The following is a 22,708-nucleotide window of genomic DNA, read 5'->3' as shown; positions in this document are numbered from 1 at the left end:
ATCAGAAACACGATAGAAGGCCCAACCGTGCACAAAGTCCGATTGATCAAGTACGTCTGGACTCACCAGACCCCGGAGATTTCGTCCGAATGGTCCAAGCTGCTTTACGAGGTTGAACTGCCGTTCGTCCCCTTCCACGGCTTGAACATTCAGCTGCCGATGCAGCGCGTCTGGCGGATTCGGGATGTCGAGTGGAACGTTGAGGAGCAGACCTTTCGCTGCCATATCGAGGACCAGTTCATGAATTTGCTGGACGTCGATGACTCTTACGAGGACTGGATCGAGACATTGCTGGAGTGTGGCTGGGTGCTGAGTGGCCGGTACACCAACGAGCACAACAAGACCTGATTCGCCATTTTTACACCGCTTGCACCGGATCTTACGCAGGATGCGCGCTGTGCCCGGCAGAGACAACGAACAGGTGCCAGACTGGTAGCACGCCAGGCAAACGACCTGTTCCGATGCCCCACTTTTCGTTGAGCATAACTGCCATGAAATGGATTTCCTGTTGTATCCGCTACGCGGCCGGGGCGCTTTTGGCGTGTTCGTCGCTGGCGTATGCGCTCCCCTCCGTTGACGTGTACGTGGCCGAAGCGCCGCCGCTGACCATGGCCAGCCAAGGGGACCGTCACGGGATCGCGGGAGACATCACCCTTGAAGCCATGGCGATAGCCGGGTATACCGCGCACCTGCTCGCGCCGCCTTGGCCACGCGCGCAACGCGATGTCCTGCTTGGCACCAACAGGCTCATCGCGCCACTGACCCGCACTCAAAGCCGGGAAGACAGCTTCACCTGGATCGCTCCGCTGATGACGATGGACAGGGCGTTTTTCAGCCTCGATCGGCATGTGGACAGTTTTGAAGAGGCGCGCAAGACCTTCAAGCTGATTGCCGTTGGCAGCGGCTCGGCGCAGGAAATGCGGTTGCGCGAGGAAGGCTTTCCCGCCGCGCAGATTTACCCGCTGAAGATCGGAGAAAACCCGGCGCTGATGCTGCTCAAAGGGCGGGTCGATGCATGGTTCAATGGCGTGCCGGAAACGCTCTATATCTGGAAGCAGATCAGTCAACGGTTGCTGGTGATGAGCAGGCCGTTGATGACCGCCGATCTGTATCTGGCATGCTCGAAAGACTGCGACCCGCAAATGGTCGAGTCGCTGAGGGCGGCGATCGACACCCTTCGGTCAAACGGCGCGATCAAACGCGCCCAGGAAGACTATCTCAAAGGCCTGTCCGTTCAGTAACCGGGGCATCCCTGCTCACCGGTTCGTGCTCCGCTGTCACGGCAGCAGGATCACCTTGTCTGCACCGCCCTGATTCACTTCGGCGTAGCGCGCCAACCCTTCTTCAAGGGGTGATTCGAACAATCCGATTGGCAGCGGCAAGGTCCCCTCATCAAAAAGCTTGCCGAACTGCTCCAGCATCTGTGCGCAGGCTTCTACGCCGTATAGCAGCGAGTTGATCCCTACCACCGAGCCGCCTTTGCGGTACAGCGCCAGCGCGGGCAATTGCACGTGGCCGTCCACCGGGGCGGCGATGATTGCGATGCGACCGAACGGGGCCAGAGCAGGGACCGCCGCCGGCAACCAGAAGCCGGTGGTGTCGAAGATCACGTCGGCACCGCCTGAAAACACGGCGTTTACTTGCGCGCCGAGGTCTTCCGGCTTGTCGAGCTGGATTGCATTGAAGCCTTGCTCTTGCAGCGCTTTCAGTTGATCTGGCTTACGCACCGCCGCCAGCACATGGGCGCCCCGCACTTTCGCCAGCGCAATGGCGGCGCTTCCGACCGCGCCATTCGCGCCAATGACCAACAGTCGAGTGCCGGCCTGGACGAGGCTGCGCTCGAGCGCGTCCCACGCGGTGGTGTATGGAACGCCCAGGCTGGCGGCCTGGGCAAAACTCAGCGACGCGGGTTTGATCGCCACACCCTTGGCCGGCAGTGTGATGTACCCCGCGTGAGAGCCGTCGCGGACAAAACCGATTTCCTTGCCGGTGCCCCACACGTCTTTGCCGATCAGCGCCTGCGGGCCTTCGATCACAACCCCCGCAAAGTCACGACCCGGAATGCGTGGCAGGGTCGTGTAGGGGAAGCGGCCGACGACGTTTTTGACGTCACTCGGGTTCAGCCCCGCTGCTTTGATCTGCACCAGGACTTCACCCTCCGCCGGTACCGGCGTAGGCAGATCGACGACTTCCAGCGCGGCCAGGTCGCCGGTGCGGGAGAATTGCAGTGCTTTCATAATGGGTTCATCCAACGTTGGGAAAAGGAGTCGTCGGTTCAGGAAGCCATGCCGGCAAAGAACTGCTTGCCCGCGGGCCACAGCCATTCACCGGCCTGCATGCCGAGCAGGCCGACGAGCGCAACCAGAGGCGGCGCGGGTGAGCGGAAATCCAGCAGGCCGTACAGCAAGCCAACGGCAATACCGATTGCGAGGGAAATGACATAGCTCATGACAAACTCCGGGGCGTGAGGCGCGCGGCTCGACGGCGGCGCGACTGCGTTAAGCGATGACCAGAGTGTAAGGAGGGTCGGCAAGGGCTACCGGCCAAGGGCTTCTGAATTTCGGACAGAAGCATGTGCGGGCGTCAGTTCGCAGCGTCGACGACCGGGTACTGGGAAGGCGCCATGCCTAGCTCCCGGCGAAACATGTCACTGAAGCTGCTCGGCGAATACCCCATCGAGCGGGCAATGGTGCTGACTGGCACGCCCTGAATGATCTCCGCCACGGACGTCGCCAGTTGCACCTGCCGGCGCCATTCGGCGAAGCCCATGCCGAGCACTGCCTGAAACAGCCGGGACAACGTTCGCACGCTGGCGCCGGCGTTTTCTGCGTGCTGTTCGAACGACACATCAATGGACGGCTCGATCATCACGGCCTGACAAACGTTCATCAGCCTGCGGTCGCTGTCATCGGGCATCGGCACTTTCAGCAACGACCGCCGGGCGCGCTTGAGTTCGAGCAACGCCAGATTCACCACCGCGTCGTAGTAATCCGAGGCCTTGTCCTGCTCGGCCACCAGGCCGACGATGAGCTCGCGCAGCAGTCGGCCGACCTCCAAGACCTGAACCGAGCTGTCGAGGGTCTGAGCGAGCGCCGGACGCAGGTAGATGTTGCGCATTTCCAGGTCCGATACCACCCGAATGCCATGGGGCACGCCGGGCGGCAGCCAGACCGCGCGCTGCGGCGGTACCACCAGCGCTTCGTTGGGTGTCTCGACCCACATCACCCCGGACATCGCGTACAGCACCTGACCCCACTCATGCTCATGAGGCTCGATGTACAACCCGCGCGGATACGTCCGTGACAAAGGCTGCACGGGGACGGCGGTATTGGAGAGGTCGGGTGGCGCGGCGATTGCCATGATGAAACCGGCTGGAATGGATGCGGCGATGGTAGCGGGAGAGCGGGCGGGATCGCCAGTGCAGTGGTTCGGGGACCGTTTCTGTCGATGGTGAGACTGGCGAAGTCCGTAGGCGCCATCTTGCTGGCGAACGCCGTGGCTCAGCGACAGCAGTGTTGTCTGATCTGGCGCATTCGCGGGCAAGCGCGCGCCTACAGTGGATCGGCGTCAAACCTCACGTCTGGGTTGTGTGGCATTTCCATGCGCGCGCCGGCCTTGCCGTAGATGCCGTAGTAACCTTCCTCGGTCAACTGATGAGCATCCATCTTGGTCGGAGGAAATCCGTAGGAGCCGGCTTGCTGGCGAATGCATTTGTTCAGCCACCGTAGTGGTGAATGACGCGCACGGTTCGCCAGCAAGCCGGCTCCTACAGATCCATTTCAGCCAGTAGGCTTCGCATCAGAACACGTTGATCGGGTAATCGACGAAGATACGCGTTTCGTTACCGCCGACGTTGTACTGATCCACATCGTTGGAGACGCGCAGGAACGAGTTACGCAGGCGCACCGACAGGTCTTTTACCGGACCGCTCTGCACCACGTAGGTCAATTGGCTGAACAGTTCGCGCTCTTCGCCACGGCCACGGTCGCTGCCGTCGTCGATATTGTCGCCGCGCACATACGCCACGCGATAGCTCAGGCCCGGGGTCACGACGGTGCCCAGGTTCGCGCCGTAGCCCAACTGCCACGAACGCTCGTCCTTGCCGTTGAAGTCCGACCAGTAGGAGTTGGCCAGGTAGATGGTGTTGCCGCCGTCGCCGGTGCCGCCTGCGTTGCGGTAGCCGCCGTAGGTGTAGCCGGTCTCGCCGGTGCTGCGCTGATGCGCGAGGGTGAACGAGTGGATGCCCACGGCCCACGTCGCCGCCAGGCTCCAGATCTTGTTGTCGCGGGCATCGTCGACGGCGAAGTCCTTGTCCAGCTTGGTCTTGTAACCGTTGAAGTCGAACGTCAGCGACTGGTCTTTCGGCATGGCCCAGACGTAGTTCAGGTTCACGTACTGCTTTTTCAGCACGTCTTCATCGTCCGAGGCGTAGAACGCGGCGCTAAGGGCGTCGGTGAATTTGTAGCTGCCGCCGTACACGTTGATGCTCTTGAGATCACCGCTGTCCCGACCTTCGGCGCTCTTGCGGGTTTCGGCGGTGAAGCGGCCGGCCACCAGCGTGAGGTCCTTGATCTCTTTGGAGGTAATCAGGGTGCCCGTGTAGGACTCAGGCAGCAGGCGCGAGCTGTCGTACGTCAGCACCGGCAGTTCCGGCATCATGTCGCCGTACTTCAGTTCGGTATTGGAGACACGGAACTTGATCGCACCGCCAAAGCGCGACAGGTCGTCCGCCGCGTTGCCGCTGTCGCCCTGCTTGAAGAAGTCGATGCCGCCCGCGCCGCTCTTGCCCTTGCCACCGTCCAGACGCGCCGCGTACAGACCGAATGCATCAACGCCAACGCCCACGACACCTTGGGTGAAACCGGATGTGTACCCGGCCATGAACGCCTGACCCCATTCCGAGCGGTCCTGTGGTCCGTTTTTGTAGTCGCGGTTGATGTAGGCGTTACGCAGGTTGATCTTCAGGCTGCTGTCTTCAACAAATCCCTTTGAATCTGCCTGACCGTCCGCCATGGCGTGAGTGGCGGCGAGGATGCTCAGAGCGAGCAGGCCGATACGCTGTTTCATCGTGTTGTCCTTGTGAGCAGATTAATCGCGCGCTGTGGCAGATGCCCGGATGGGCAGTTGCGTCTTCCGGGACCGGGCAGTTCCGGAAGACCGCACGACATCATCGCAGTGGACGACCGATGCACGTAAATGGCGCTTGGCCACAGGCGGTGGAGGCGCGAATGCTATCCGTGGCCTACCGAGGTGTCAATTTGATGGAAGTCAAAGCGAGACGGGATATCGCTGTGATCGCCTCCACAACACCGGCTTCAGCTGTGCAGCAGGCCCAGCATCGCCTCGATCTCTGCGTCATTGATCAGCCCGACGGGGTAACGCTTGGAGAGCAGCTCCCGAAAATCGCCGCGTTGCTCCAACACCTGCGTTTGCTCCTGGCACTCAGTCGGGATATGGGTCATCCGTAACCAGTCCGCCATTATCTGCCGTGCTTCACTGCTCGCAGAAAAACCCCGAGTCACTCGCAACTCATGACCTGCGTTCATAAGGACAACCTCTTATGTCGTGGACCGCGAAATCTACGGAGCTTTTGTGACAAATGGGCGACCCGCGAGCGCATTGACGCGCCGTTGGGATCCCATCTTTCCAGGGCAGACTGGAAACCCTCTGCCCATAAAAAAGCCCATCGTCTGATGGGCTTGATGACAGCAAGAAGCGAACCAACTCAGCGGCGATGGGGCGCCGGTTGCTGCTGCGTCAGGCAGTGAATGTTGCCCCCGCCCAGCAGCATTTCGCGGCCTGGGACCATGACCACCTCGTGTTCGGGGAACAGCTGCTGGAGGATTTGGCGGGCCGTGTCATCCATCGGATCGTCGAAACACGGCGCAATAATGCCGCCATTAACGATCAGAAAGTTCACATAAGAACCCGCCAGACGCACCGATGGGTTGCGCTCCTGACTGCCGTGCACTTGATCCACCCCGGCGCACTCTTCTTCGGTGGCAAACAACGGGCCCGGGATTGGCATTTTGTGCACGACGAACGGACGTCCCTTGGCGTCGCGGGCATTTTCCAGCACCGCCATGGCCGCTTGGCAGCGTGGGAAATTGGGGTCTTTCGGATCATCTGTCCAGGCGAGTAACACTTCACCGGGGCGTACGTAGCAGCAAAAGTTATCCACGTGACCGTCGGTCTCATCGTTGTACAGACCGTCCGGCAGCCAGATGATTTTCTCGACCGACAAGTGATCACGCAGCACGGCTTCGATGTCTTCGCGGGACAGGTGCGGGTTGCGGTTGCGATTGAGCAGGCATTCTTCCGTCGTAATCAGCGTGCCCTCGCCATCCACATGAATCGAGCCGCCCTCAAGGACGAAACCCTCGGTGACGTAACGCGGGGAGCGCTCGATTTCCAACACCTTGCCGGCGACCTGCTCATCCAGGTTCCACGGCGCATACAGCCCGCCATCGAAACCACCCCAGGCATTGAAGCCCCAGTTGACACCCCTGACTTCGCCCGCGTCGTTGATGACGAAGGTCGGCCCGGTATCGCGAACCCAGGCGTCGTTGCTGCTGATCTCGACAACGCGAATGTTGGGCACATTCAGTCGTGCACGGGCGTTGTCGTACTGTGCAGCCGACACGCCCACGGTGACAGGTTCGAAACGGGCAATGGCCTTGGCCACCGCGACGTGATCGTTCTGTACCGGCTTACCGCCCAGACGCCAGTTGTCCGGACGCTCGGGCCAGATCATCCAGGTTTGCGTCTGCGGCGCCCACTCGGCAGGCATGTAGAAGCCATCGGCGCGGGGGGTGCTGTTGAGAGTGGTCACAGTAATCAGAACTCCATGAAACGACGCGGGCGTCTACGGCGGACAAGGGACGCGCATCAGACGATAAAAATCGGATTTAAAAACGAAGGGTGACGCCATTTCACCATAACAGGCAAATAAAGCCGATATATATCGACGTCAGGACACCTTCAACCCAGCAGCTTCACAGTTCAGTCCTCGAGCTCACGCAGCACCTTCGACACGCTGTCGACAAAAAAGTCCACGCCTCGACGGTCAGTCACCATCGGCGGCTTGATCTTCAGCACATTCAAGTAATCGCCCGTGGGCTGCATGAAGATGCCCAGTTCACGAAGCCGCTCGCACAGGTAGGCCGTTTCCTCGGTCGCGGGTTCCAGGGTCTCCCGGTCGCGGATCAACTCAAGCCCCAGATAGAACCCCGAGCCATGGGCGGCGCCGGCCAGCGGATGTGTGTCGATCAGCGCCAGCAGGCGCTCCTTGAAATAGTCGCCGACCACCTGGGCGTTTTCCCACAAGCGCTCTTCCTCCATGACATCAAGCACCGCCATGCCAATGCGGCAGCTCACCGGGCTGCCACCTGACGACGAGAAGAAATAGCCCTCGGCCTCCAGCGCCTCGGCGATCTCGCGGCGGGTGATCACGGCACCGAGCGGATGACCGTTTCCCATGCCTTTGGCCATGGTGATGATGTCCGGCACCACGCCCTGCTCTTCAAAGCCCCAAAAGTAATGGCCCAGACGGCCGTAACCCACCTGCACCTCATCGGCGATGCACACGCCGCCCTGGGCGCGAACCTTTGCGTACACCTGCTGCAAATAGCCCGGCGGCAGTGAAATCCCGCCAGCGTTGCCATACACCGGCTCGCAAATGAAGCCCGCCACTTGCCGTCCTCGCGTTGCCAGTGCGTTCAAGTGCGCGTCTACGCTGCGCAGATAAAAGGGCGTGCTGTCCGGGCCACGAAACTCACCACGATACGTATTGGGCGCAGCCACGGGGTGCACCCAGTCCGGTCGTGTGTCCAGCGCTTGAGGATTGTCGGCGATGGATGTCGAGATGGCGTCGGTCGCCACCGACCAACCGTGATAAGCCTCCAGCACGCTGAGAACATCTCGCCCGCCGCTGTAGGCCCACGCCAGGCGAATCGCCAGATCATTCGCCTCGGTGCCGCTGTTCACCAGAAACACGCGGTCCATGCCGGCAGGCGCCAACTTCAAGAGTCGTTCGGAAAACTCGGCGATGGCCGCGTAATGGAAGCGCGAGTTAGTGTTCAGCAGCGACCACTGCCGCGCAGCGACCTCGGCCATACGCGGGTGGCCATGACCGAGCACCGCAACGTTGTTGAGCATGTCCAGGTAAGACCGGCCCTGCATGTCGATCAGGTGATTGCGCCAGCCTCGCTCAATCTGCGGCGGGGCCTGGTAATAATGCTTTTGCGAACGGGCGAAGCTGGCGTCGCGGCGGGCCAGCAATGCGGCGGGGTCGGCAAGCGTCGGCGCGTCGCAGTCGAAACCCAACAGCCTTTTGGGTGATGGGCACAGGGCGCGCCAGGCTGCTGCACGCGAAGGCGTTGTAAACAACGGCGGGCTCACATCCGGCTCCACGCACAACTGCACGATCAACGCGCCGCCGCCCTGCCCGAGCACTTCGCCCGCGCCGAACTCAACGCCGGTATCGACATCAGAGCCCACGCCCCACAGGCGCAGGCTCACTTCGGCGCCCACCAGTTGCAGCGCGCCATCGGCGGTGTGACGCAGGCGCCCGGCAAACGGCGCATGAACCGCAGTGTCCTGGGGAATCTGCAGTTCGGCATGCAGGGCGAAAGTGTCCGGTTCTATCGCGCTGTCGGGCAGCGTGCGGGACAGCCGGTATTCGCCATAGCGACTGGCGGCCAAGCCATGGCGTTGAGCCGCATCCCTCAGCAAGCGTTCATCGATACCGCTCCGTTCCCAGTTGCCGGCGACGAAATACTCGCTGAGCACGCCCAGGTCGACGAGGGTGAAGCTTTGCCCCTTCAGGCTCGGCAACAGCGGTGAGAAAGACTCGATCTCGTCCTCCATCTCCACCTCACCCACCGCGGCAAGAATCGCTGCTTCCATCAGCGCAATCGGGACGGAAGTGGCGACGTCGAAGATGTTCCATTCGCTGGCCAGATTGGCCTGAATGTACAGGTTATCCGGCTCGATGCTCGCCTGTTGCTCGCTGCTCAGGACCAGAACCGCCGAGCGCGCGACGATCAACGGCCACAGCGCCAGCAGCTCCTCGTTCTCAAGCGGATTGACACTCTGATAAGCCTGAATGGCGGGCAGGATGAAAAACGGATCGCCCTCGGCGTGGTGCAACAGCGCAGCGCAGGTCACTGAAAGGTCTGCGATGCGCCATGTGCGCACCAGATCGCCGAAGTCGATAAGGCCTTGAAGCTGCCATTGGCGATGGGTGTCTCGGGCCCAGACGACGTTGTACTCAGTGATGTCCATGTGAATGGCCTGCACCTGCAGCGAAGCCTCCAGCGGCAGTAAATAGGCCTGAGCCTGTTCAGCGGCTTGCTCGATACAGGCGCGCTTGTCGGCATCGGTGATGACGGGAAGCAAGTGCTCGATCAGCGCAAAGGCGTGTCGCGGGTCCCACTGCAACACACGCTCCAGGCCGGGGTGTTCGAAACCGGCCAGCGCCACATCGACACGGGCGCAGAGCTGCGCCAATCCCGTCACGACGTGCCGGCTCAAATGCGCGACATGGGCCAGTGACTGTCCATCGATAAACTCAAGCAGGCGCAGGTGCACCGCATTGCCATTATGCTCGAGTGACAACAGGTCCTCACCCTTCAGCGTCGGCATCACAGCAGGGACACGCACCTGCGCAACGCCGCCCAGATGCCGGAGTGCGGCATGCTGCGCGGCAAGTTCGGTGGTTGAGTAATCGCCGTGACAGATCTTGAGAACGAAACGCCGCCCGTCACCGCAGTCCACCAAGAAGTTTCGGTCTTGATGGCTGCCCAGCTCCTTCAACGTTCCCGACATCCGGTAATACGTCGCCAGCCATTGGGCGGCCTGCGCGGCATCGACCTCCGGACAGGGCAGGCTGGAGCGACGAATCAAGGTATCGAGTGACATGTATGAGGTCCTGAGAGAGAGGCGCGCCCGCAATATCGCCAGTTGCGCATCAGTTAAGCAACCCCGGGGCAGGCACCCTTGAAGAAATACATTAACGAACCGATAGATAGCGCGACCGTTGCACCCATGAAACAGGTGCGGCGGTTTTATGGCGCTAATCGCCATGGGCCATCAATTAATATCATCGCCTGTCGGCAGTTTGCGCCTTGCGCCCGTCAGCAACCCCCCACAAGCTATGCTCCATCGTTTACGTCTTTCCAGGGAAGAAGGTTTATCCATGCGAATACTTGTTACCGGTGGCGCCGGCTTTATCGGCTCTGCGCTGATCCGTCATCTGATCAACCACACCGATCACGACGTCCTCAATTTCGACAAGCTGACCTATGCCGGGAATCTTGAATCGCTGCAGGGCATTGCCACCAACACCCGGTATGAGTTCGTGCAACAGGACATCGTTGACCAGGCTGCGGTGAGCAAAGTCCTGGCGCGCTTCAAGCCCGACGCGATCATGCACCTGGCGGCCGAGTCCCACGTCGACCGTTCGATTGACGGCCCGTCGGAGTTCATTCAGACCAACATCGTCGGCACCTACAGCCTGCTGGAAGCGACCCGCAGCTACTGGCTGACGTTGCCCGAAGCCGAGCGCGCAGCCTTCCGCTTCCACCACATTTCCACGGACGAGGTGTATGGCGACCTGCATGGCGTGGACGACCTGTTTACCGAAACCACCCCCTACGCGCCAAGCTCGCCGTATTCGGCCAGCAAGGCCGCGTCGGATCATCTGGTTCGCGCCTGGCAGCGCACCTACGGGTTGCCGGTGGTCATCACCAACTGCTCGAACAATTACGGCCCGTTCCACTTCCCCGAGAAGCTCATTCCGCTGGTGATTCTCAATGCCCTGGCGGGCAAGCCGCTGCCGGTGTACGGCAATGGCTTGCAGGTACGCGACTGGTTGTTCGTTGAAGATCACGCCCGCGCATTGTTCAAAGTCGTGACCGAGGGCAAGGTCGGTGAGACTTACAACATCGGTGGCCATAACGAACAAAAGAACATCGACGTCGTGCGCGGCATCTGCGCGTTGCTGGAAGAGCTCGCGCCTGAACAGCGCAAAGGTGTGGCCAACTACGCGGACCTGATCACCTACGTGACCGACCGCCCCGGCCATGACATGCGCTACGCCATCGACGCCAGCAAAATCGAACGCGAACTGGGCTGGACGCCGGAAGAGACGTTCGAATCAGGCCTGCGCAAAACCGTGCAGTGGTACCTCGACAACCTGGAGTGGTGCCGCAACGTGCAGGACGGCAGTTATCAGGGCGAACGCCTGGGCACCCACGTGAAGGAACTGATCGCATGACGAAAGGAATTGTTCTGGCCGGCGGCTCTGGCACACGCCTGCACCCGATCACCCTCGGAGTTTCCAAGCAGCTGCTGCCGATTTACGACAAACCCATGATCTATTACCCGATTTCGGTGCTGATGCTGGCCGGCATCAAAGACATCCTGGTCATCTCCACTCCGCTGGACCTGCCGCAGTACAAGGCGTTGCTGGGCGATGGCAGTCAGTTCGGCGTGCGTTTTCAGTACGCCGAACAACCCAAGCCGGACGGCCTGGCGCAGGCGTTTCTGATCGGCGAGAAGTTCATCGGCGATGACTCGGTCTGTCTGATTCTCGGCGACAATATCTTCCACGGCCAGCATTTCAGCGAGCAGCTCAAGCGTGCTACGGAAAACACCCGCGGCGCGACGGTGTTCGGCTACTGGGTCAAGGATCCGGAGCGTTTCGGCGTGATCGATTTCGATGAGCACGGCCACGCGCTGTCCATCGAAGAGAAGCCCAAGGCACCCAAATCCAGCTACGCCGTGACCGGCTTGTACTTCTACGACAATGAGGTCATTCAGATCGCCAAGGACGTCCAGCCATCCCCGCGCGGCGAACTGGAGATCACCGACGTCAACAACGCTTACCTCAAGCGTGGCGACCTGCGCGTCGAGCGTTTGGGCCGCGGCTTCGCCTGGCTCGACACCGGCACCCACGACAGCCTGCTGGACGCGTCGCAATATGTGCAGACCATCGAGCACCGTCAGGGCCTGAAGGTCGCTTGCCTGGAAGAGATCGCTTACCAGAACGGCTGGATCGACCGTGCCCACCTGCTAAACAGGGCTGACTATTTCGGCAAGACCGGATACGGTCAGTACCTGTTCAAGATCGCAGGGGAAAGTCAGTGAACGTCATTGCCAGTAAGTTGCCTGAAGTCCTCATCATCGAACCCAAAGTGTTCGGCGATGAGCGTGGCTTCTTCTACGAAAGTTTCAATGCCCGGGCCTTTGCCGAGGCCACCGGCGTAGCCGATCAGTTCGTGCAGGACAATCACTCGCGCTCGCAGAAGGGCGTGCTGCGCGGGCTGCATTATCAGATCGAAAACCCGCAGGGCAAACTGGTGCGTGTCACCGCTGGCCGCGTGCTGGACATCGCCGTCGACATTCGTCGCAGTTCGCCGCAATTTGGCCAATGGTTCGGTCTGGAGCTGTCGGCCGAGAATGCTCGTCAGCTGTGGATCCCCAAGGGCTTTGCCCACGGTTTTGTGGTGCTAAGCGACTACGCAGAGTTTCTGTACAAGACCACCGACTACTACACGCCGTCGGCCGAGCGCTGCATTCGCTGGGACGACCCTGAGCTGGCCATCGATTGGGGCTTGAGCGAAGCACCTCGGTTATCGGCCAAAGATCAGGTCGGCAAGCTCCTGAAAGAAGCCCACCTGTTTCCGTAAGCACGCCACTGCCAGTTCTGGTCAGCGGCATCACGGTGGGCTGGAGTGCTTAGCGCAGCAGCGGTAGGCATAATGGGCCGACTCGAGGTGGAGCGGCGGCGAGACAGGGATCATTCGCAGCTGCTCGACATCGCAACGAACCCACCGGCGATTTCATGATCAGCACCAACACCCTTCCCCGTCGCCCCCGCTGGCGCAGCCTTGCCCTGCTGGCGCTGATCCTTGCCCCACTGTTGTGGCCGCTCGAACGCCTGGCCGAGCACTATTACCGCAACGAGCTGCTGAGCCAGAATCGCCAGACACTGGATCTGTACGTCGCCAACCTGCTGGGCACGCTGCACCGCTATGAAGTACTGCCGCAGATTCTTGGCGACCTGCCCGGCCTGCGCGCGACCCTGGCGAACCCGCAGGACCAACACGCCCAGGCCCAGGCCAATGTGCTGCTGATGAACACCGCCAGGCAGACCGGCGCCGAGGTGATCTATCTCATGGCGCCCAATGGCGACACCCTGGCCGCCTCGAACTGGGACAAGCGCGACAGTTTCGTGGGCCGCAACTTTGCCTTCCGCCCGTATTTCAGCAACGCCATGGCGGGCAACCTTGGCCGCTTCTTCGGCTTGGGCACGACGTCCGCCAAACGAGGGTATTTTTTCGCCGCTGCCGTGCGTGAAGGCGATACCGTGATTGGTGTGCTGGTGGTCAAGGTCGACCTAGACCTCACCGAGACGTTGTGGGGTAAAACGCCGGAACAGCTGCTTGTCACCGACCACAACGGCGTCGTCATCCTCACGTCCAACCCGAACTGGCGTTTCCGCGCCACTCGGCCGCTAAGCGAGGAAGAAAAGCAGGCGATCGTTGCCATTCAGCCCTACCCGACCCGCGACCCGCGCCCGCTGCAACTGGACGAAAACGGCTGGCTGACGCAAACCCAGCAGATCGACGAGACCGGCTGGCGCGTCAACATCCTCGCGCCCAAAGTCCTCGTGTCCAGGCCCGTGCGAACGGTTGTCGCCATCGGCGGGGCGGCGCTTCTGGTGTTGATGTTGCTGCTGGGGTTGATGATGCAACGGCGGCGGCATTATCTGGACCGCATCAACTTCGAGGCCAAAGCGCGCCGCGAGCTGGAAGTGCGCGTCGCCGAGCGGACCTGCGACCTGGAAGGCGTCAATCAGCGGCTGCGCCAGGAAGTCCTGGAGCGCGAACAGGCGCAGCAAGAGCTTTTCCGCGCCCAGGACGAGCTGGTTCAGGCCGGCAAGCTCTCGGCGCTGGGTACGATGTCGGCGAGCATCAGCCATGAACTCAATCAACCGCTGGCGGCGATTCGCAGCTACGCCGAGAACGCCGAGGTGCTGCTCGATCACCAGCGCACTGAAGATGCGCGGGGCAACCTCAAGCTGATCAGCGAACTCACCGGGCGCATGGCGTCGATCATCGCGCACCTGCGTGCCTTCGCCCGGCGTGACCGGCATGCCCCTGAAAGCGTGGCCCTGCAGCCGGCGCTGGACGATGCGCTGGCCCTGCTCGCCAAGCGACGGCGGGCGATGGAAGTGGAGCTGATTCGCGACCTGCCCGCCGCGACCTTGTGGGTGCAGGCCGGCGAGACGCGGCTGCGTCAAGTGTTGGGGAATCTGCTGGCCAATGCGCTGGACGCCCTGACCGAGAAAGGCCCGCCGCGCAAACTGTGGATCAGTGCCGAGCACAACGCCGAGGGCATCAATCTCTACATTCGCGACAATGGCCCGGGGTTTTCCAGGGAAGCGCTGGAGCACGCACGCGAGCCGTTTTTCACCACCAAGACGCGCACTCAGGGGCTCGGCCTGGGTCTGGCGATCTGCGATACGCTGATGCGCGCGCTCGGCGGCGAGCTGCTGTTCGCCAATCACCCGGAAGGCGGCGCGCTGCTGACGTTGCGCATGCGCACGGGCGCCTCGGGCGTCAACCTTCAACCGTCTGAGGACTTATCTGCATGACCACTGACGCCATCGACAGCCAGATTCAGGTGGTGCTGATCGACGACGACCCGCACCTGCGCCAGGCCTTGAGCCAGACACTGGATCTGGCCGGCCTGAACATTCTGCCGCTCAGCGACGCCAAAGGCCTGCAAGCGCGCATCGAGCGAGACTGGCCGGGCGTAATCGTCAGCGATATCCGGATGCCGGGCATCGATGGTCTCGAATTGCTCCATCAACTGCACGCCCAGGATCCGGAGCTGCCGGTGTTGCTGATCACCGGCCACGGCGACGTGCCACTGGCGGTGCAGGCCATGCGGGCGGGCGCTTACGACTTTCTGGAAAAACCCTTCGCCAGCGACGCCTTGCTTGACAGCGTACGGCGCGCGCTGGCGCTGCGCCGACTGGTGCTGGACAACCGCAGCCTGCGGCTTGAGCTCAGCGATCGTCAGCAATTGAGCACTCGGCTGGTGGGGTTGTCCGCGCCGATTCAGCGACTGCGCGATCAAATCGGCGCACTGGCCGCGACCAAGGCCGACGTGTTGATTCTGGGGGAAACCGGCGCCGGCAAAGAAGTGGTCGCCCGCGCGCTGCATGATTTGTCTACTCGCCGAAACGGTCCGTTCGTGGCCATCAACGCAGGCGCACTGGCCGAATCGGTGGTTGAAAGCGAGCTGTTCGGCCATGAGTCAGGAGCGTTCACGGGCGCGCAAAAGCGCCGCATCGGCAAGTTCGAATTCGCCAACGGCGGCACGCTGTTCCTGGATGAAATCGAAAGCATGAGCATGGACGTTCAGGTCAAACTGCTGCGCTTGCTGCAAGAGCGTGTGGTCGAGCGTCTGGGCGGTAATCAGCAGATCCCGCTTGATATTCGGGTGATCGCAGCGACCAAGGAAGACTTGCGGCAGGCCGCGGATCAGGGGCGTTTCCGGGCGGACTTGTATTACCGCCTGAACGTCGCGCCGTTGCGTATTCCACCGCTGCGCGAGCGTGGCGAAGATGCGCTCGTGCTTTTCCAGCATTTCGCCGACACCGCCAGCTTGCGCCACGGCCTGCCACGGCATCCGTTGCAGCCGGGGCACCGGGCGCTGCTGCTGCGTCACAGCTGGCCGGGCAACGTGCGTGAATTGCAAAACGCCGCTGAGCGCTTCGCTTTAGGCCTTGAGCTGGAACTGGAAGGCGCGGCGCAACAGGATCCGGTGGCGTACGGCGGCGGGCTGAGCGAACAGGTTGAGGCGTTCGAGCGAGCACTGATCGCCGCCGAGCTCGCTCGCCCGCACAGCTCGGTCCGCAGCCTCGCCGAAGCCCTGGGCCTGCCCCGCAAAACCCTGCACGACAAACTGCGCAAACATGGTCTGACCTTCAGCGGCGCGGGGTCTGACGATAATGACTGACCTTCAACCCGTGTCCGCTCAACATCTGGAAGCGGTGCTGCACCGGGACATCCCCCTCACCCGCGAGATGGGGATAAAGGTGCTGGCATGGCAAGAATGCCAGCTTCGTCTGCACTTGCCACTGGCGCCGAACGTTAACCACAAAAACACCTTGTTCGGCGGCAGCCTCTACTGCGGCGCCGTGCTGGCGGGCTGGGGCTGGTTGTATCTGCGGCTCAAGGAAGCAGGCGTCGACGACGGGCACATCGTGATTCAGGACGGTCAGATCAGCTATCCCCTGCCGGTCACCCGAGATGGCGTCGCCATTTGCGACCCACCGGATGAGGCGAGCTGGGCGAAATTCCTCAAGCTATACCAGCGCCGCGGCCGCGCGCGACTGGTGCTCAATACCCGAATCGTCGCTGAAGACTCAGAAGAAACGGCAGTGGAATTCGTCGGGCAGTTCGTGCTGCATCGCTGAACAGATGCCGCCACTACCTGTAGGAGCGTGGCTTGTCCCGCGATCGGCGACGCAGTCGTCGCAAATGCAGCCCTGCGGTTTCCAGAGCGAAATGCACCGATCGGATTTGCGACCGCTTCGCGATCGATCGATCGCGGGAAAAGCCACGCTCCTACGACGCAACAGAAAAAAGCCTTAAACCCGCGTCAGTTCCAACAACGCTCCGCGCCACGTTGCTTCGCCCGGCAGCGCCAGGAAGAACGAATTCAGCAGCGTCTCGCGCGCCGGGTAATCAAAGGTCGTACCGTCCAGATTCAACACCACCCCACCCGCGCCTTCCACCACACCTTGCGCAGCCGCCGTGTCCCACTGAGAGGTCGGTGCCAGACGCGGGTAGCAATCGGCAGCCCCTTCGGCCAGCAGGCAAAACTTCAGCGAGCTGCCGATATTGGTCAGCTTCATCTCACCGACTACGTCGGACAGGCCGGCCAGCAATTTCTGCTGTTCCGGGCTGGAGTGACGACGACTGGCGACGACGGTGAACGCCTCCCCGGCGCCAGGCTGATTACGCACGTGAATGGGCGCGAGGTGCTGCGCATCTTCACTGCGCCAGGCACCCAGCCCGGCGCCCCCGAAATAGCAGCGGTCATTGGTGGGCATCGACACCACGCCGAAGACCACACGACCGTTTTCGATCAGCGCCACGTTGACGGTGAACTCTTCGCTGCCGGCAATGAATTCCTTGGTGCCATCCAGCGGGTCCACCAGCCACCAGCGCTGCCATTGACGGCGCTCGCTCAGCGGGATGTTCGCATCCTCTTCAGACAAGATATGAATGTCCGGGTCCAGCGCTTTGAGCCCGGCCACGAGTAATTCGTGAGCGGCCAGGTCAGCGGCCGTGACAGGCGAATCATCGGACTTGACCGTGACCTCCACGCCAGCGCGCCAGAACGGCAGAATGACTTCCCCGGCCTGTCGGCAAAGCTCGATAACGGGCGCAAGCAGCGGGTGTGGCAAATGGGCAAATGTCGGATTCATGGCAGGAAGTCTCCACGCTCGGCCAGTAGATCGCGGGCAAGGTACAGCGCCGCCAGCGCGCGTCCCTCCGTGAACTGCGGGTTCTGCACCAAGGTGGAAAGCTCACGCAGATTGACCTTGTCGACACGCATCGGCTCCGGCTCGTCACCGGGCAGCGTTTCCTCATACAAATCGGTGGCCAGCACGACCTGGATTTTCTGGCTCATATAACCCGGGGAAAGCGACAGCTCGGTCAGGTGCACCAAGGTACGTGCGCCAAACCCGGCTTCTTCCTTGAGTTCGCGATTGGCCGCGGCCAGCACGTCCTCGCCCGGCTCGATCAGGCCCTTGGGCAGCGACAGCTCGTATTGATCCGTACCGCCACAGTATTCTTCGACCAGCACGGCGTGATCGGCATCCAGCATTGCCACGATCATCACAGCGCCATAACCACTGCCGCTGCCGACCAGCCGCTCGTAGGTGCGCTCGACACCGTTGGAAAAGCGCAATTGCACTTCTTCAACGCGGAACAGACGGCTGCTGGCGACGATTTCGCGAGAGAGGACAGTAGGTTTCTGCTGCATGGCAAGCTCCTTGGCGTAGACGGGGTACTATACCGTGGCTTTTGCGGATGTCTTCGCCGCAAACCCATGCGACTTATCCAACGCCGAGAGACCTGTATGCCTTCTTTGCCCTGGCGCGATATCGACACCGTTCTGCTGGATATGGACGGCACGCTGCTCGACCTGCATTTCGACAATCACTTCTGGATGGAGCACCTGCCAAAGCGCTATGCCGAGGTACACGGTGTCAGCCTGGCGATGGCGCAACTGGAGTTGATGCCACTTTTCGAGAAAAACGCCGGCACGCTCAATTGGTACTGCACTGATTTCTGGAGCACCGAGCTGAAGTTGCCGGTCAAGGAACTGAAAGTTGAAATCGCTCACCTCATCGCTTTACGCCCCGACGCCGAGACGTTTCTGGCCGCCATCAAGCAGGCTGGAAAACGCGTGATCATGATCACTAACGCTCACCGGGACTCGTTGTCGTTGAAGATGGAGCGACTGCAACTGGCGCCCTATTTCGAGCGCTTGATCAGCTCCCATGACTACGGCTATCCCAAGGAAAACCCGCAGTTTTGGGACGCGCTACAGGACGATATCAAGTTCGATCCCGCGCGCAGCCTGTTCATTGACGACACCCTGCCGATCTTACGCAGCGCCGGACGATACGGGATCGGTCATCTCTTGGCAGTGCGTGAGCCCGACAGCCGCAAGGGTGCCAAAGACACCGAAGAGTTCGAGGCCGTCGAGGATTATCGAGTCTTGATACAGGGGTTGTCGGCAGCGTAGACGGACGTACCGGCGCGCTTGCCCGCGAAACATTGGCGCATCCAGATCACCTGCATTGGATGTGCTCAATCTTCGCGGGCAAGCGCGTTGCTACCAAGGGCTACCTTGAGACAGCGCACCTGTAGAGTGCCGCCAGCGCCGTAACCGCTTACTCCGGAATACGAAGTACCTGACCTGGATAGATCTTGTTCACGTCTTTGAGCATCGGCTTGTTCGCGTCAAAGATCTTCTGGTATTTGTTGGCGTCTTTATAAACGCGCAGCGAAATAGCACTCAGCGTATCGCCCGTCTGGACGGTAACGAACGTCGCTGCAACCACTGCGGGTGCGCCAGCAGCGATGGTCAGCTGATCATCAACACTGCCCACGCCAGCGATATTGCCGGCAGCCAGCACGATCTTCTCTTTCTCTTCCTGACTGGCGACTTCGCCCGTCAGCGTAATCTTGTCGCCTTCGACCGTTGCGTGAACGTTGGGATTGCCCAACCCGACCGTCTCGATGTGCTTTTTCAGCTCGTCGCTGGCGTTGGCGCTTCCTGGGGTGAGCAGGTCGATAAGCTTCTCACCCGCTTCCTTCACAAAACTGAACAGACTCATGGGTTTATTCCTTTAGGGTCGTTGTGGTTTCCCGCGCAACATCGAATCCGCTGACATTGCCCGACAAGAGTCCGACCTGCGGCTGCGCTTCAAGGTTTCAAGCCATTCGACGTTCGGTCGCGATAGACTCCGTCGGCCAGCCTGTGCCTCAAGGAAGTGACGATGGACATTAAACAGCTGAAATTCCTGATCGCCCTCGACGAAACCCGTCACTTCGGGCAAGCCGCTGCGCGTTGCCACATTACGCAACCGACCCTGTCGATGCGCTTGCGCAGCCTTGAGGAAGAGCTGGATTTGCCGCTGGTCAATCGCGGCCAACGCTTCGAAGGCTTCACTGCGCCGGGCGAGCGCGTGCTGGCATGGGCGCGCACGGTCCTTGCGGCGTATGACGGTTTGCAGGCCGAAGCGGCCGCCTGTCGCGGGCATCTGGTCGGCACATTGCGCCTGGGCGTGGTGCCGCTGTCGAACTTCGATCCGCTGCCCCTGCTGCACCGCTTGCACTCTCTGCACCCGAACATGCGCTTCGAGCTCTCATCCCTGAGTTCCGAGCAGATCCTCGACCAGCTCGCCAGCAACCGGCTGGACCTCGGGGTTTCCTATCTGGATCGACTGGACACCGACCGCTTCGACTCTCTTCAACTGGCCGAAACGCGAATGGGCGTCATGTACGACCAGCGCTACTTCAGTTTTGCCGAAGAGACCTCAAGCTGGGAAAGCCTGACCGAACTCCCGTTGGGCCTGCTCACCAGCGGCATGCACTTTCGCCAATCCATCGATCACAACTTCCATAGCCGAGGCCTTCACCCGCAGCCGATCATCCAGACCGACGCCGTGCATCAGTTGCTGCAAGCGGTTCATGGCGGCTTTTGCTGCGCAATCATGCCATTGGATGGCGGGCTGGAATCGCTCACCGAACACCTGAGGCTGCAGCCCATCGAAGAGGCTCAAACTTTGGCCCGGCTTGGCTTGATCATGCGCCGCTCGGCGCCGCGCTCGGCACTCGCTGAAGCCTGTCTGGCCCTGTACCACACAATGATGGAAGGGTCTTGATCGACGTCATCTATCGGTGCATCAGTACTAGCAATTAGACGCCATGCCTGTTGAGGCCTAGGCTTATGCCTATTCACTCTGCCGGTAATTTGCCGATGCACGCCAAGCACACGGATATGATGGCGCCCGCAAAACAGCTGCCCGCGCCCGCCGCAAGCCAGTCCTACAGCTACTCGAACCTCGAAAACGACGTCAGCGAGCCTAATGTGCTTGCCGAAGAAGTCGCGTTGGCGATCGCCTATAACGGCATCAGCCAGGCGGTCATGCTGGTTACACCCACCGACCTTGAAGACTTTATCGTCGGTTTCAGCATCGGCAGCGGCATCATTGAAGCGCCTGATGAGATCTACGACATCAAGCTCGGCGGCTGCGGCTCTGCGCAAACCGCAGAAGTCGAAATTGCCAGCCGTGCCTTCTGGAACCTGAAAACTCAGCGCCGACAACTGGCCGGGACCAGCGGCTGCGGGTTGTGTGGCGTTGAGGCCGTCGAGCAGGCGTTGCCGGAGCTCAACGTCCTGCCTGGCGCGCCCCTGCCTCCGGCCGAGTGGCTGAAAGGCCTGCGTGAGCGCATGGGCGAATTTCAGCCATTGGGCGAACACTGCGGCGCGGTTCATGCGGCGATGTTCATGGACGCTCGCGGCGAAATTCTTTTAGGTCGTGAAGACATCGGCCGACATAACGCTCTGGATAAGCTGATCGGCGCGCTGATTCGCCAGGACATCCCGACGACGGGCGGCCTGGCCATCGTCACCAGCCGCTGCAGCCTGGAACTCATTCAAAAAGTATTACGTGCCGGCATTCAGACCCTCGTCAGCCTGTCATCGCCGACCGGCCTGGCGCTGCAATGGGCCCGCCGCCACAACCTCAACCTTATTCATTTGCCTAAACACAGTGCGCCGCGGGTCTACAGCCCTGCGATGGAGAATCAAGCGTGAGCATGCATAAAGAAGCCGACAAGGTATCGACCCCCCGCTTCAAGCCCTACAAGGGCCCGGCCGGTGGATGGGGTGCGTTGATCAGCGTTGCCCATTTCTGGCTGACCAGCGACAACGCGCTGAAGAACATTCGTACGATGCTCAAGACCAACCAGAACGGCGGCTTCGACTGCCCGGGCTGCGCGTGGGGCGATTCGCCGGAAAGCGGCATGGTCAAGTTCTGTGAGAACGGCGCCAAGGCGGTGAACTGGGAAGCGACCAAGCGCCGCGTCGACCCGTCGTTTTTCGCTCGCTACAGCGTCAGCTCGCTGCTTGAACAAAGCGATTACTGGCTGGAGTACCAAGGGCGTCTGACCGAGCCGATGGTGTATGACGCCCAGACCGATCGCTATAAGCCGATCGCTTGGGATGACGCCTTCGCGTTGATCGCCAAGCACCTGAACAACCTGCCAAGCCCGAACATGGCCGAGTTCTACACCTCGGGCCGTGCCAGCAACGAAGCGGCGTATCTGTATCAGCTGTTCGTGCGGGCTTACGGCACCAACAACTTCCCCGATTGCTCGAACATGTGCCACGAAGCGAGCGGCGTCGCCCTGTCGCAAAGCGTGGGCGTCGGCAAAGGCACGGTCACCTTCGACGACTTCGAACACGCAGACGCGATTTTCGTCCTCGGCCAGAACCCCGGCACCAATCACCCACGCATGCTGGAGCCGCTGCGCGAAGCGGTCAAACGCGGCGCGCAGGTGGTGTGTGTCAACCCGCTGAAAGAGCGCGGCCTGGAACGTTTCCAGCACCCGCAGCACCCGCTGGAAATGCTCAGCAACGGCTCCGAACCGACCAACACGGCGTATTTCCGTCCGGCATTGGGCGGCGACATGGCATTGCTGCGCGGCATGGCGAAGTTCCTGCTGCAATGGGAACGTGAAGCGCAGGCCAAGAACGAGCCGTCGGTGTTTGATCACACCTTCCTCAATGAGCACACCAATGGCGTGCTGGAATACCTGGCCGCCATCGACGATACCTCGTGGGATTTCATCGTCGAGCAATCCGGGCTGCCGCTGACCGACATCGAGCGCTCCGCGCGGATGTACGCCAAAGGCAAGAACGTGATCATGTGCTGGGCGATGGGCATCACCCAGCATCGTCATTCGGTGCCGACCATTCAGGAAGTCTCCAACCTGATGCTGCTGCGCGGCAACATTGGCCGGCCGGGTGCAGGCCTGTGCCCGGTGCGTGGCCACAGTAACGTGCAGGGCGACCGCACGATGGGCATCAACGAGCGCCC

The 22,708-nt window shown here is 61.3% G+C and carries 21 protein-coding genes and 1 pseudogene; 12 read left to right on the top strand and 10 right to left on the bottom strand.

The features are described from left to right. The first annotated feature begins 27 nt into the window (after nt 1-27). Together VF672_RS11210 and VF672_RS11205 are read left to right on the top strand one after the other, a co-directional pair. On the top strand, nt 28-348 hold the full coding sequence (locus VF672_RS11210; protein WP_037016364.1) for a hypothetical protein: 321 nt from the start codon (nt 28-30) through the stop codon (nt 346-348). A gap of 143 nt (nt 349-491) precedes the next feature. Then, the gene (locus tag VF672_RS11205) at nt 492-1,241 is read left to right on the top strand and encodes an ABC transporter substrate-binding protein (protein WP_331104669.1); all 750 of its coding nucleotides are present in this window, start codon (nt 492-494) and stop codon (nt 1,239-1,241) included. 36 nt (nt 1,242-1,277) lie between these two features. On the opposite strand, the gene VF672_RS11200 is transcribed toward VF672_RS11205, so the two are convergent. From VF672_RS11200 to VF672_RS11170, 7 genes and pseudogenes are all read right to left on the bottom strand, one after another. Continuing rightward, nucleotides 1,278-2,237: a zinc-binding alcohol dehydrogenase family protein gene (locus tag VF672_RS11200; RefSeq protein WP_331104667.1), complete on the bottom strand. Its 960-nt coding sequence runs from the start codon at nt 2,235-2,237 to the stop codon at nt 1,278-1,280. A gap of 38 nt (nt 2,238-2,275) precedes the next feature. Beyond that, nucleotides 2,276-2,449: a DUF1427 family protein gene (locus VF672_RS11195; protein WP_331104665.1), complete on the bottom strand. Its 174-nt coding sequence runs from the start codon at nt 2,447-2,449 to the stop codon at nt 2,276-2,278. Nucleotides 2,450-2,583: 134 nt separating this feature from the next. Continuing rightward, complete coding sequence (locus VF672_RS11190; protein ID WP_331104663.1) at nt 2,584-3,360, bottom strand: helix-turn-helix transcriptional regulator; 777 nt, start codon at nt 3,358-3,360, stop codon at nt 2,584-2,586. A gap of 230 nt (nt 3,361-3,590) precedes the next feature. Then, nucleotides 3,591-3,677: pseudogene (locus tag VF672_RS24580) on the bottom strand (hypothetical protein); the annotation flags it as partial. 121 nt (nt 3,678-3,798) lie between these two features. After that, the gene (locus VF672_RS11180) at nt 3,799-5,067 is read right to left on the bottom strand and encodes an OprD family porin (protein ID WP_331104659.1); all 1,269 of its coding nucleotides are present in this window, start codon (nt 5,065-5,067) and stop codon (nt 3,799-3,801) included. 658 nt (nt 5,068-5,725) lie between these two features. Then, a complete protein-coding gene (aguA, locus tag VF672_RS11175) occupies nt 5,726-6,832 on the bottom strand; it encodes an agmatine deiminase (protein ID WP_331104657.1) in 1,107 nt (368 codons plus the stop codon). A 170-nt stretch (nt 6,833-7,002) separates the two neighbouring features. Further along, a complete protein-coding gene (locus tag VF672_RS11170) occupies nt 7,003-9,921 on the bottom strand; it encodes an aminotransferase (protein ID WP_331104655.1) in 2,919 nt (972 codons plus the stop codon). A 277-nt stretch (nt 9,922-10,198) separates the two neighbouring features. Between VF672_RS11170 and rfbB the strand changes: the two genes are divergently transcribed. The 6 genes from rfbB to VF672_RS11140 all read left to right on the top strand — a co-directional run bounded on the left by rfbB (nt 10,199) and on the right by VF672_RS11140 (nt 16,495). Next, entirely contained in the window at nt 10,199-11,278 is a 1,080-nt protein-coding gene (gene rfbB / locus VF672_RS11165; protein WP_331104653.1) for a dTDP-glucose 4,6-dehydratase, read from the top strand. After that, nucleotides 11,275-12,150 carry a glucose-1-phosphate thymidylyltransferase RfbA gene (rfbA, locus tag VF672_RS11160; RefSeq protein ID WP_331104651.1) on the top strand — a complete coding sequence of 292 codons (876 nt, stop codon included), beginning with the start codon at nt 11,275-11,277 and terminating at the stop codon, nt 12,148-12,150. The genes rfbB and rfbA overlap by 4 nt, the downstream gene beginning before the upstream one ends. Then, on the top strand, nt 12,147-12,692 hold the full coding sequence (gene rfbC, locus VF672_RS11155; protein ID WP_331104649.1) for a dTDP-4-dehydrorhamnose 3,5-epimerase: 546 nt from the start codon (nt 12,147-12,149) through the stop codon (nt 12,690-12,692). The genes rfbA and rfbC overlap by 4 nt, the downstream gene beginning before the upstream one ends. Nucleotides 12,693-12,847: 155 nt before the next feature. Continuing rightward, the gene (locus tag VF672_RS11150) at nt 12,848-14,662 is read left to right on the top strand and encodes a sensor histidine kinase (RefSeq protein ID WP_331104647.1); all 1,815 of its coding nucleotides are present in this window, start codon (nt 12,848-12,850) and stop codon (nt 14,660-14,662) included. Next, nucleotides 14,659-16,035: a sigma-54 dependent transcriptional regulator gene (locus VF672_RS11145; RefSeq protein ID WP_331104645.1), complete on the top strand. Its 1,377-nt coding sequence runs from the start codon at nt 14,659-14,661 to the stop codon at nt 16,033-16,035. Before VF672_RS11150 ends, VF672_RS11145 begins: the two co-directional genes overlap by 4 nt. Next, nucleotides 16,028-16,495, top strand: coding sequence for a YiiD C-terminal domain-containing protein (locus tag VF672_RS11140; protein ID WP_331104643.1), 468 nt, complete (start codon nt 16,028-16,030; stop codon nt 16,493-16,495). Before VF672_RS11145 ends, VF672_RS11140 begins: the two co-directional genes overlap by 8 nt. A gap of 174 nt (nt 16,496-16,669) precedes the next feature. Here VF672_RS11140 and cysQ read toward each other — a convergent pair whose 3' ends face one another. Further along, a complete protein-coding gene (cysQ, locus tag VF672_RS11135) occupies nt 16,670-17,512 on the bottom strand; it encodes a 3'(2'),5'-bisphosphate nucleotidase CysQ (protein ID WP_331104641.1) in 843 nt (280 codons plus the stop codon). Next, on the bottom strand, nt 17,509-18,075 hold the full coding sequence (gene nudE / locus VF672_RS11130) for an ADP compounds hydrolase NudE (protein ID WP_331104639.1): 567 nt from the start codon (nt 18,073-18,075) through the stop codon (nt 17,509-17,511). The genes cysQ and nudE overlap by 4 nt, the downstream gene beginning before the upstream one ends. A gap of 96 nt (nt 18,076-18,171) precedes the next feature. Between nudE and yrfG the strand changes: the two genes are divergently transcribed. Beyond that, complete coding sequence (gene yrfG, locus VF672_RS11125; protein WP_331104637.1) at nt 18,172-18,843, top strand: GMP/IMP nucleotidase; 672 nt, start codon at nt 18,172-18,174, stop codon at nt 18,841-18,843. A gap of 148 nt (nt 18,844-18,991) precedes the next feature. On the opposite strand, the gene lysM is transcribed toward yrfG, so the two are convergent. Next, entirely contained in the window at nt 18,992-19,438 is a 447-nt protein-coding gene (gene lysM / locus VF672_RS11120) for a peptidoglycan-binding protein LysM (protein WP_331104635.1), read from the bottom strand. A 162-nt stretch (nt 19,439-19,600) separates the two neighbouring features. On the opposite strand from lysM, the gene VF672_RS11115 reads away from it, so the two are divergent. The 3 genes from VF672_RS11115 to VF672_RS11105 form a co-directional block, all read left to right on the top strand. After that, nucleotides 19,601-20,488 carry a LysR family transcriptional regulator gene (locus VF672_RS11115; RefSeq protein WP_331104633.1) on the top strand — a complete coding sequence of 296 codons (888 nt, stop codon included), beginning with the start codon at nt 19,601-19,603 and terminating at the stop codon, nt 20,486-20,488. Between the two features lie 95 nt (nt 20,489-20,583). Beyond that, nucleotides 20,584-21,423 carry a formate dehydrogenase accessory sulfurtransferase FdhD gene (fdhD, locus tag VF672_RS11110; protein ID WP_331104680.1) on the top strand — a complete coding sequence of 280 codons (840 nt, stop codon included), beginning with the start codon at nt 20,584-20,586 and terminating at the stop codon, nt 21,421-21,423. A gap of 2 nt (nt 21,424-21,425) precedes the next feature. Next, the coding region (locus tag VF672_RS11105) for a molybdopterin-dependent oxidoreductase (protein ID WP_331104679.1) at nt 21,426-22,708 on the top strand (1,283 nt) is incomplete at its 3' end.

Origin of the sequence: Pseudomonas sp., from assembly GCF_036387035.1 — a bacterium.
Classification (GTDB): Bacteria; Pseudomonadota; Gammaproteobacteria; order Pseudomonadales; family Pseudomonadaceae; genus Aquipseudomonas.
The sequence above is the reverse complement of the archived record's forward strand: the minus strand, read 5'-3'. Positions and strand labels throughout refer to the sequence as shown.

Bases quoted from the DNA above. Each gene is read 5' to 3' on its own strand.
- VF672_RS11150 (WP_331104647.1), top strand. From the start codon at position 12,848: ATGATCAGCACCAACACCCTTCCCCGTCGCCCCCGCTGGCGCAGCCTT.
- rfbA (WP_331104651.1), top strand. From the start codon at position 11,275: ATGACGAAAGGAATTGTTCTGGCCGGCGGCTCTGGCACACGCCTGCAC.
- VF672_RS11140 (WP_331104643.1), top strand. From the start codon at position 16,028: ATGACTGACCTTCAACCCGTGTCCGCTCAACATCTGGAAGCGGTGCTG.
- VF672_RS11205 (WP_331104669.1), top strand. From the start codon at position 492: ATGAAATGGATTTCCTGTTGTATCCGCTACGCGGCCGGGGCGCTTTTG.
- nudE (WP_331104639.1), bottom strand. From the start codon at position 18,075: ATGCAGCAGAAACCTACTGTCCTCTCTCGCGAAATCGTCGCCAGCAGC.
- VF672_RS11170 (WP_331104655.1), bottom strand. From the start codon at position 9,921: ATGTCACTCGATACCTTGATTCGTCGCTCCAGCCTGCCCTGTCCGGAG.
- VF672_RS11190 (WP_331104663.1), bottom strand. From the start codon at position 3,360: ATGGCAATCGCCGCGCCACCCGACCTCTCCAATACCGCCGTCCCCGTG.
- VF672_RS11145 (WP_331104645.1), top strand. From the start codon at position 14,659: ATGACCACTGACGCCATCGACAGCCAGATTCAGGTGGTGCTGATCGAC.
- VF672_RS11115 (WP_331104633.1), top strand. From the start codon at position 19,601: ATGGACATTAAACAGCTGAAATTCCTGATCGCCCTCGACGAAACCCGT.
- lysM (WP_331104635.1), bottom strand. From the start codon at position 19,438: ATGAGTCTGTTCAGTTTTGTGAAGGAAGCGGGTGAGAAGCTTATCGAC.
- rfbB (WP_331104653.1), top strand. From the start codon at position 10,199: ATGCGAATACTTGTTACCGGTGGCGCCGGCTTTATCGGCTCTGCGCTG.
- VF672_RS11195 (WP_331104665.1), bottom strand. From the start codon at position 2,449: ATGAGCTATGTCATTTCCCTCGCAATCGGTATTGCCGTTGGCTTGCTG.
- VF672_RS11200 (WP_331104667.1), bottom strand. From the start codon at position 2,237: ATGAAAGCACTGCAATTCTCCCGCACCGGCGACCTGGCCGCGCTGGAA.
- cysQ (WP_331104641.1), bottom strand. From the start codon at position 17,512: ATGAATCCGACATTTGCCCATTTGCCACACCCGCTGCTTGCGCCCGTT.
- VF672_RS11180 (WP_331104659.1), bottom strand. From the start codon at position 5,067: ATGAAACAGCGTATCGGCCTGCTCGCTCTGAGCATCCTCGCCGCCACT.
- fdhD (WP_331104680.1), top strand. From the start codon at position 20,584: ATGCACGCCAAGCACACGGATATGATGGCGCCCGCAAAACAGCTGCCC.
- yrfG (WP_331104637.1), top strand. From the start codon at position 18,172: ATGCCTTCTTTGCCCTGGCGCGATATCGACACCGTTCTGCTGGATATG.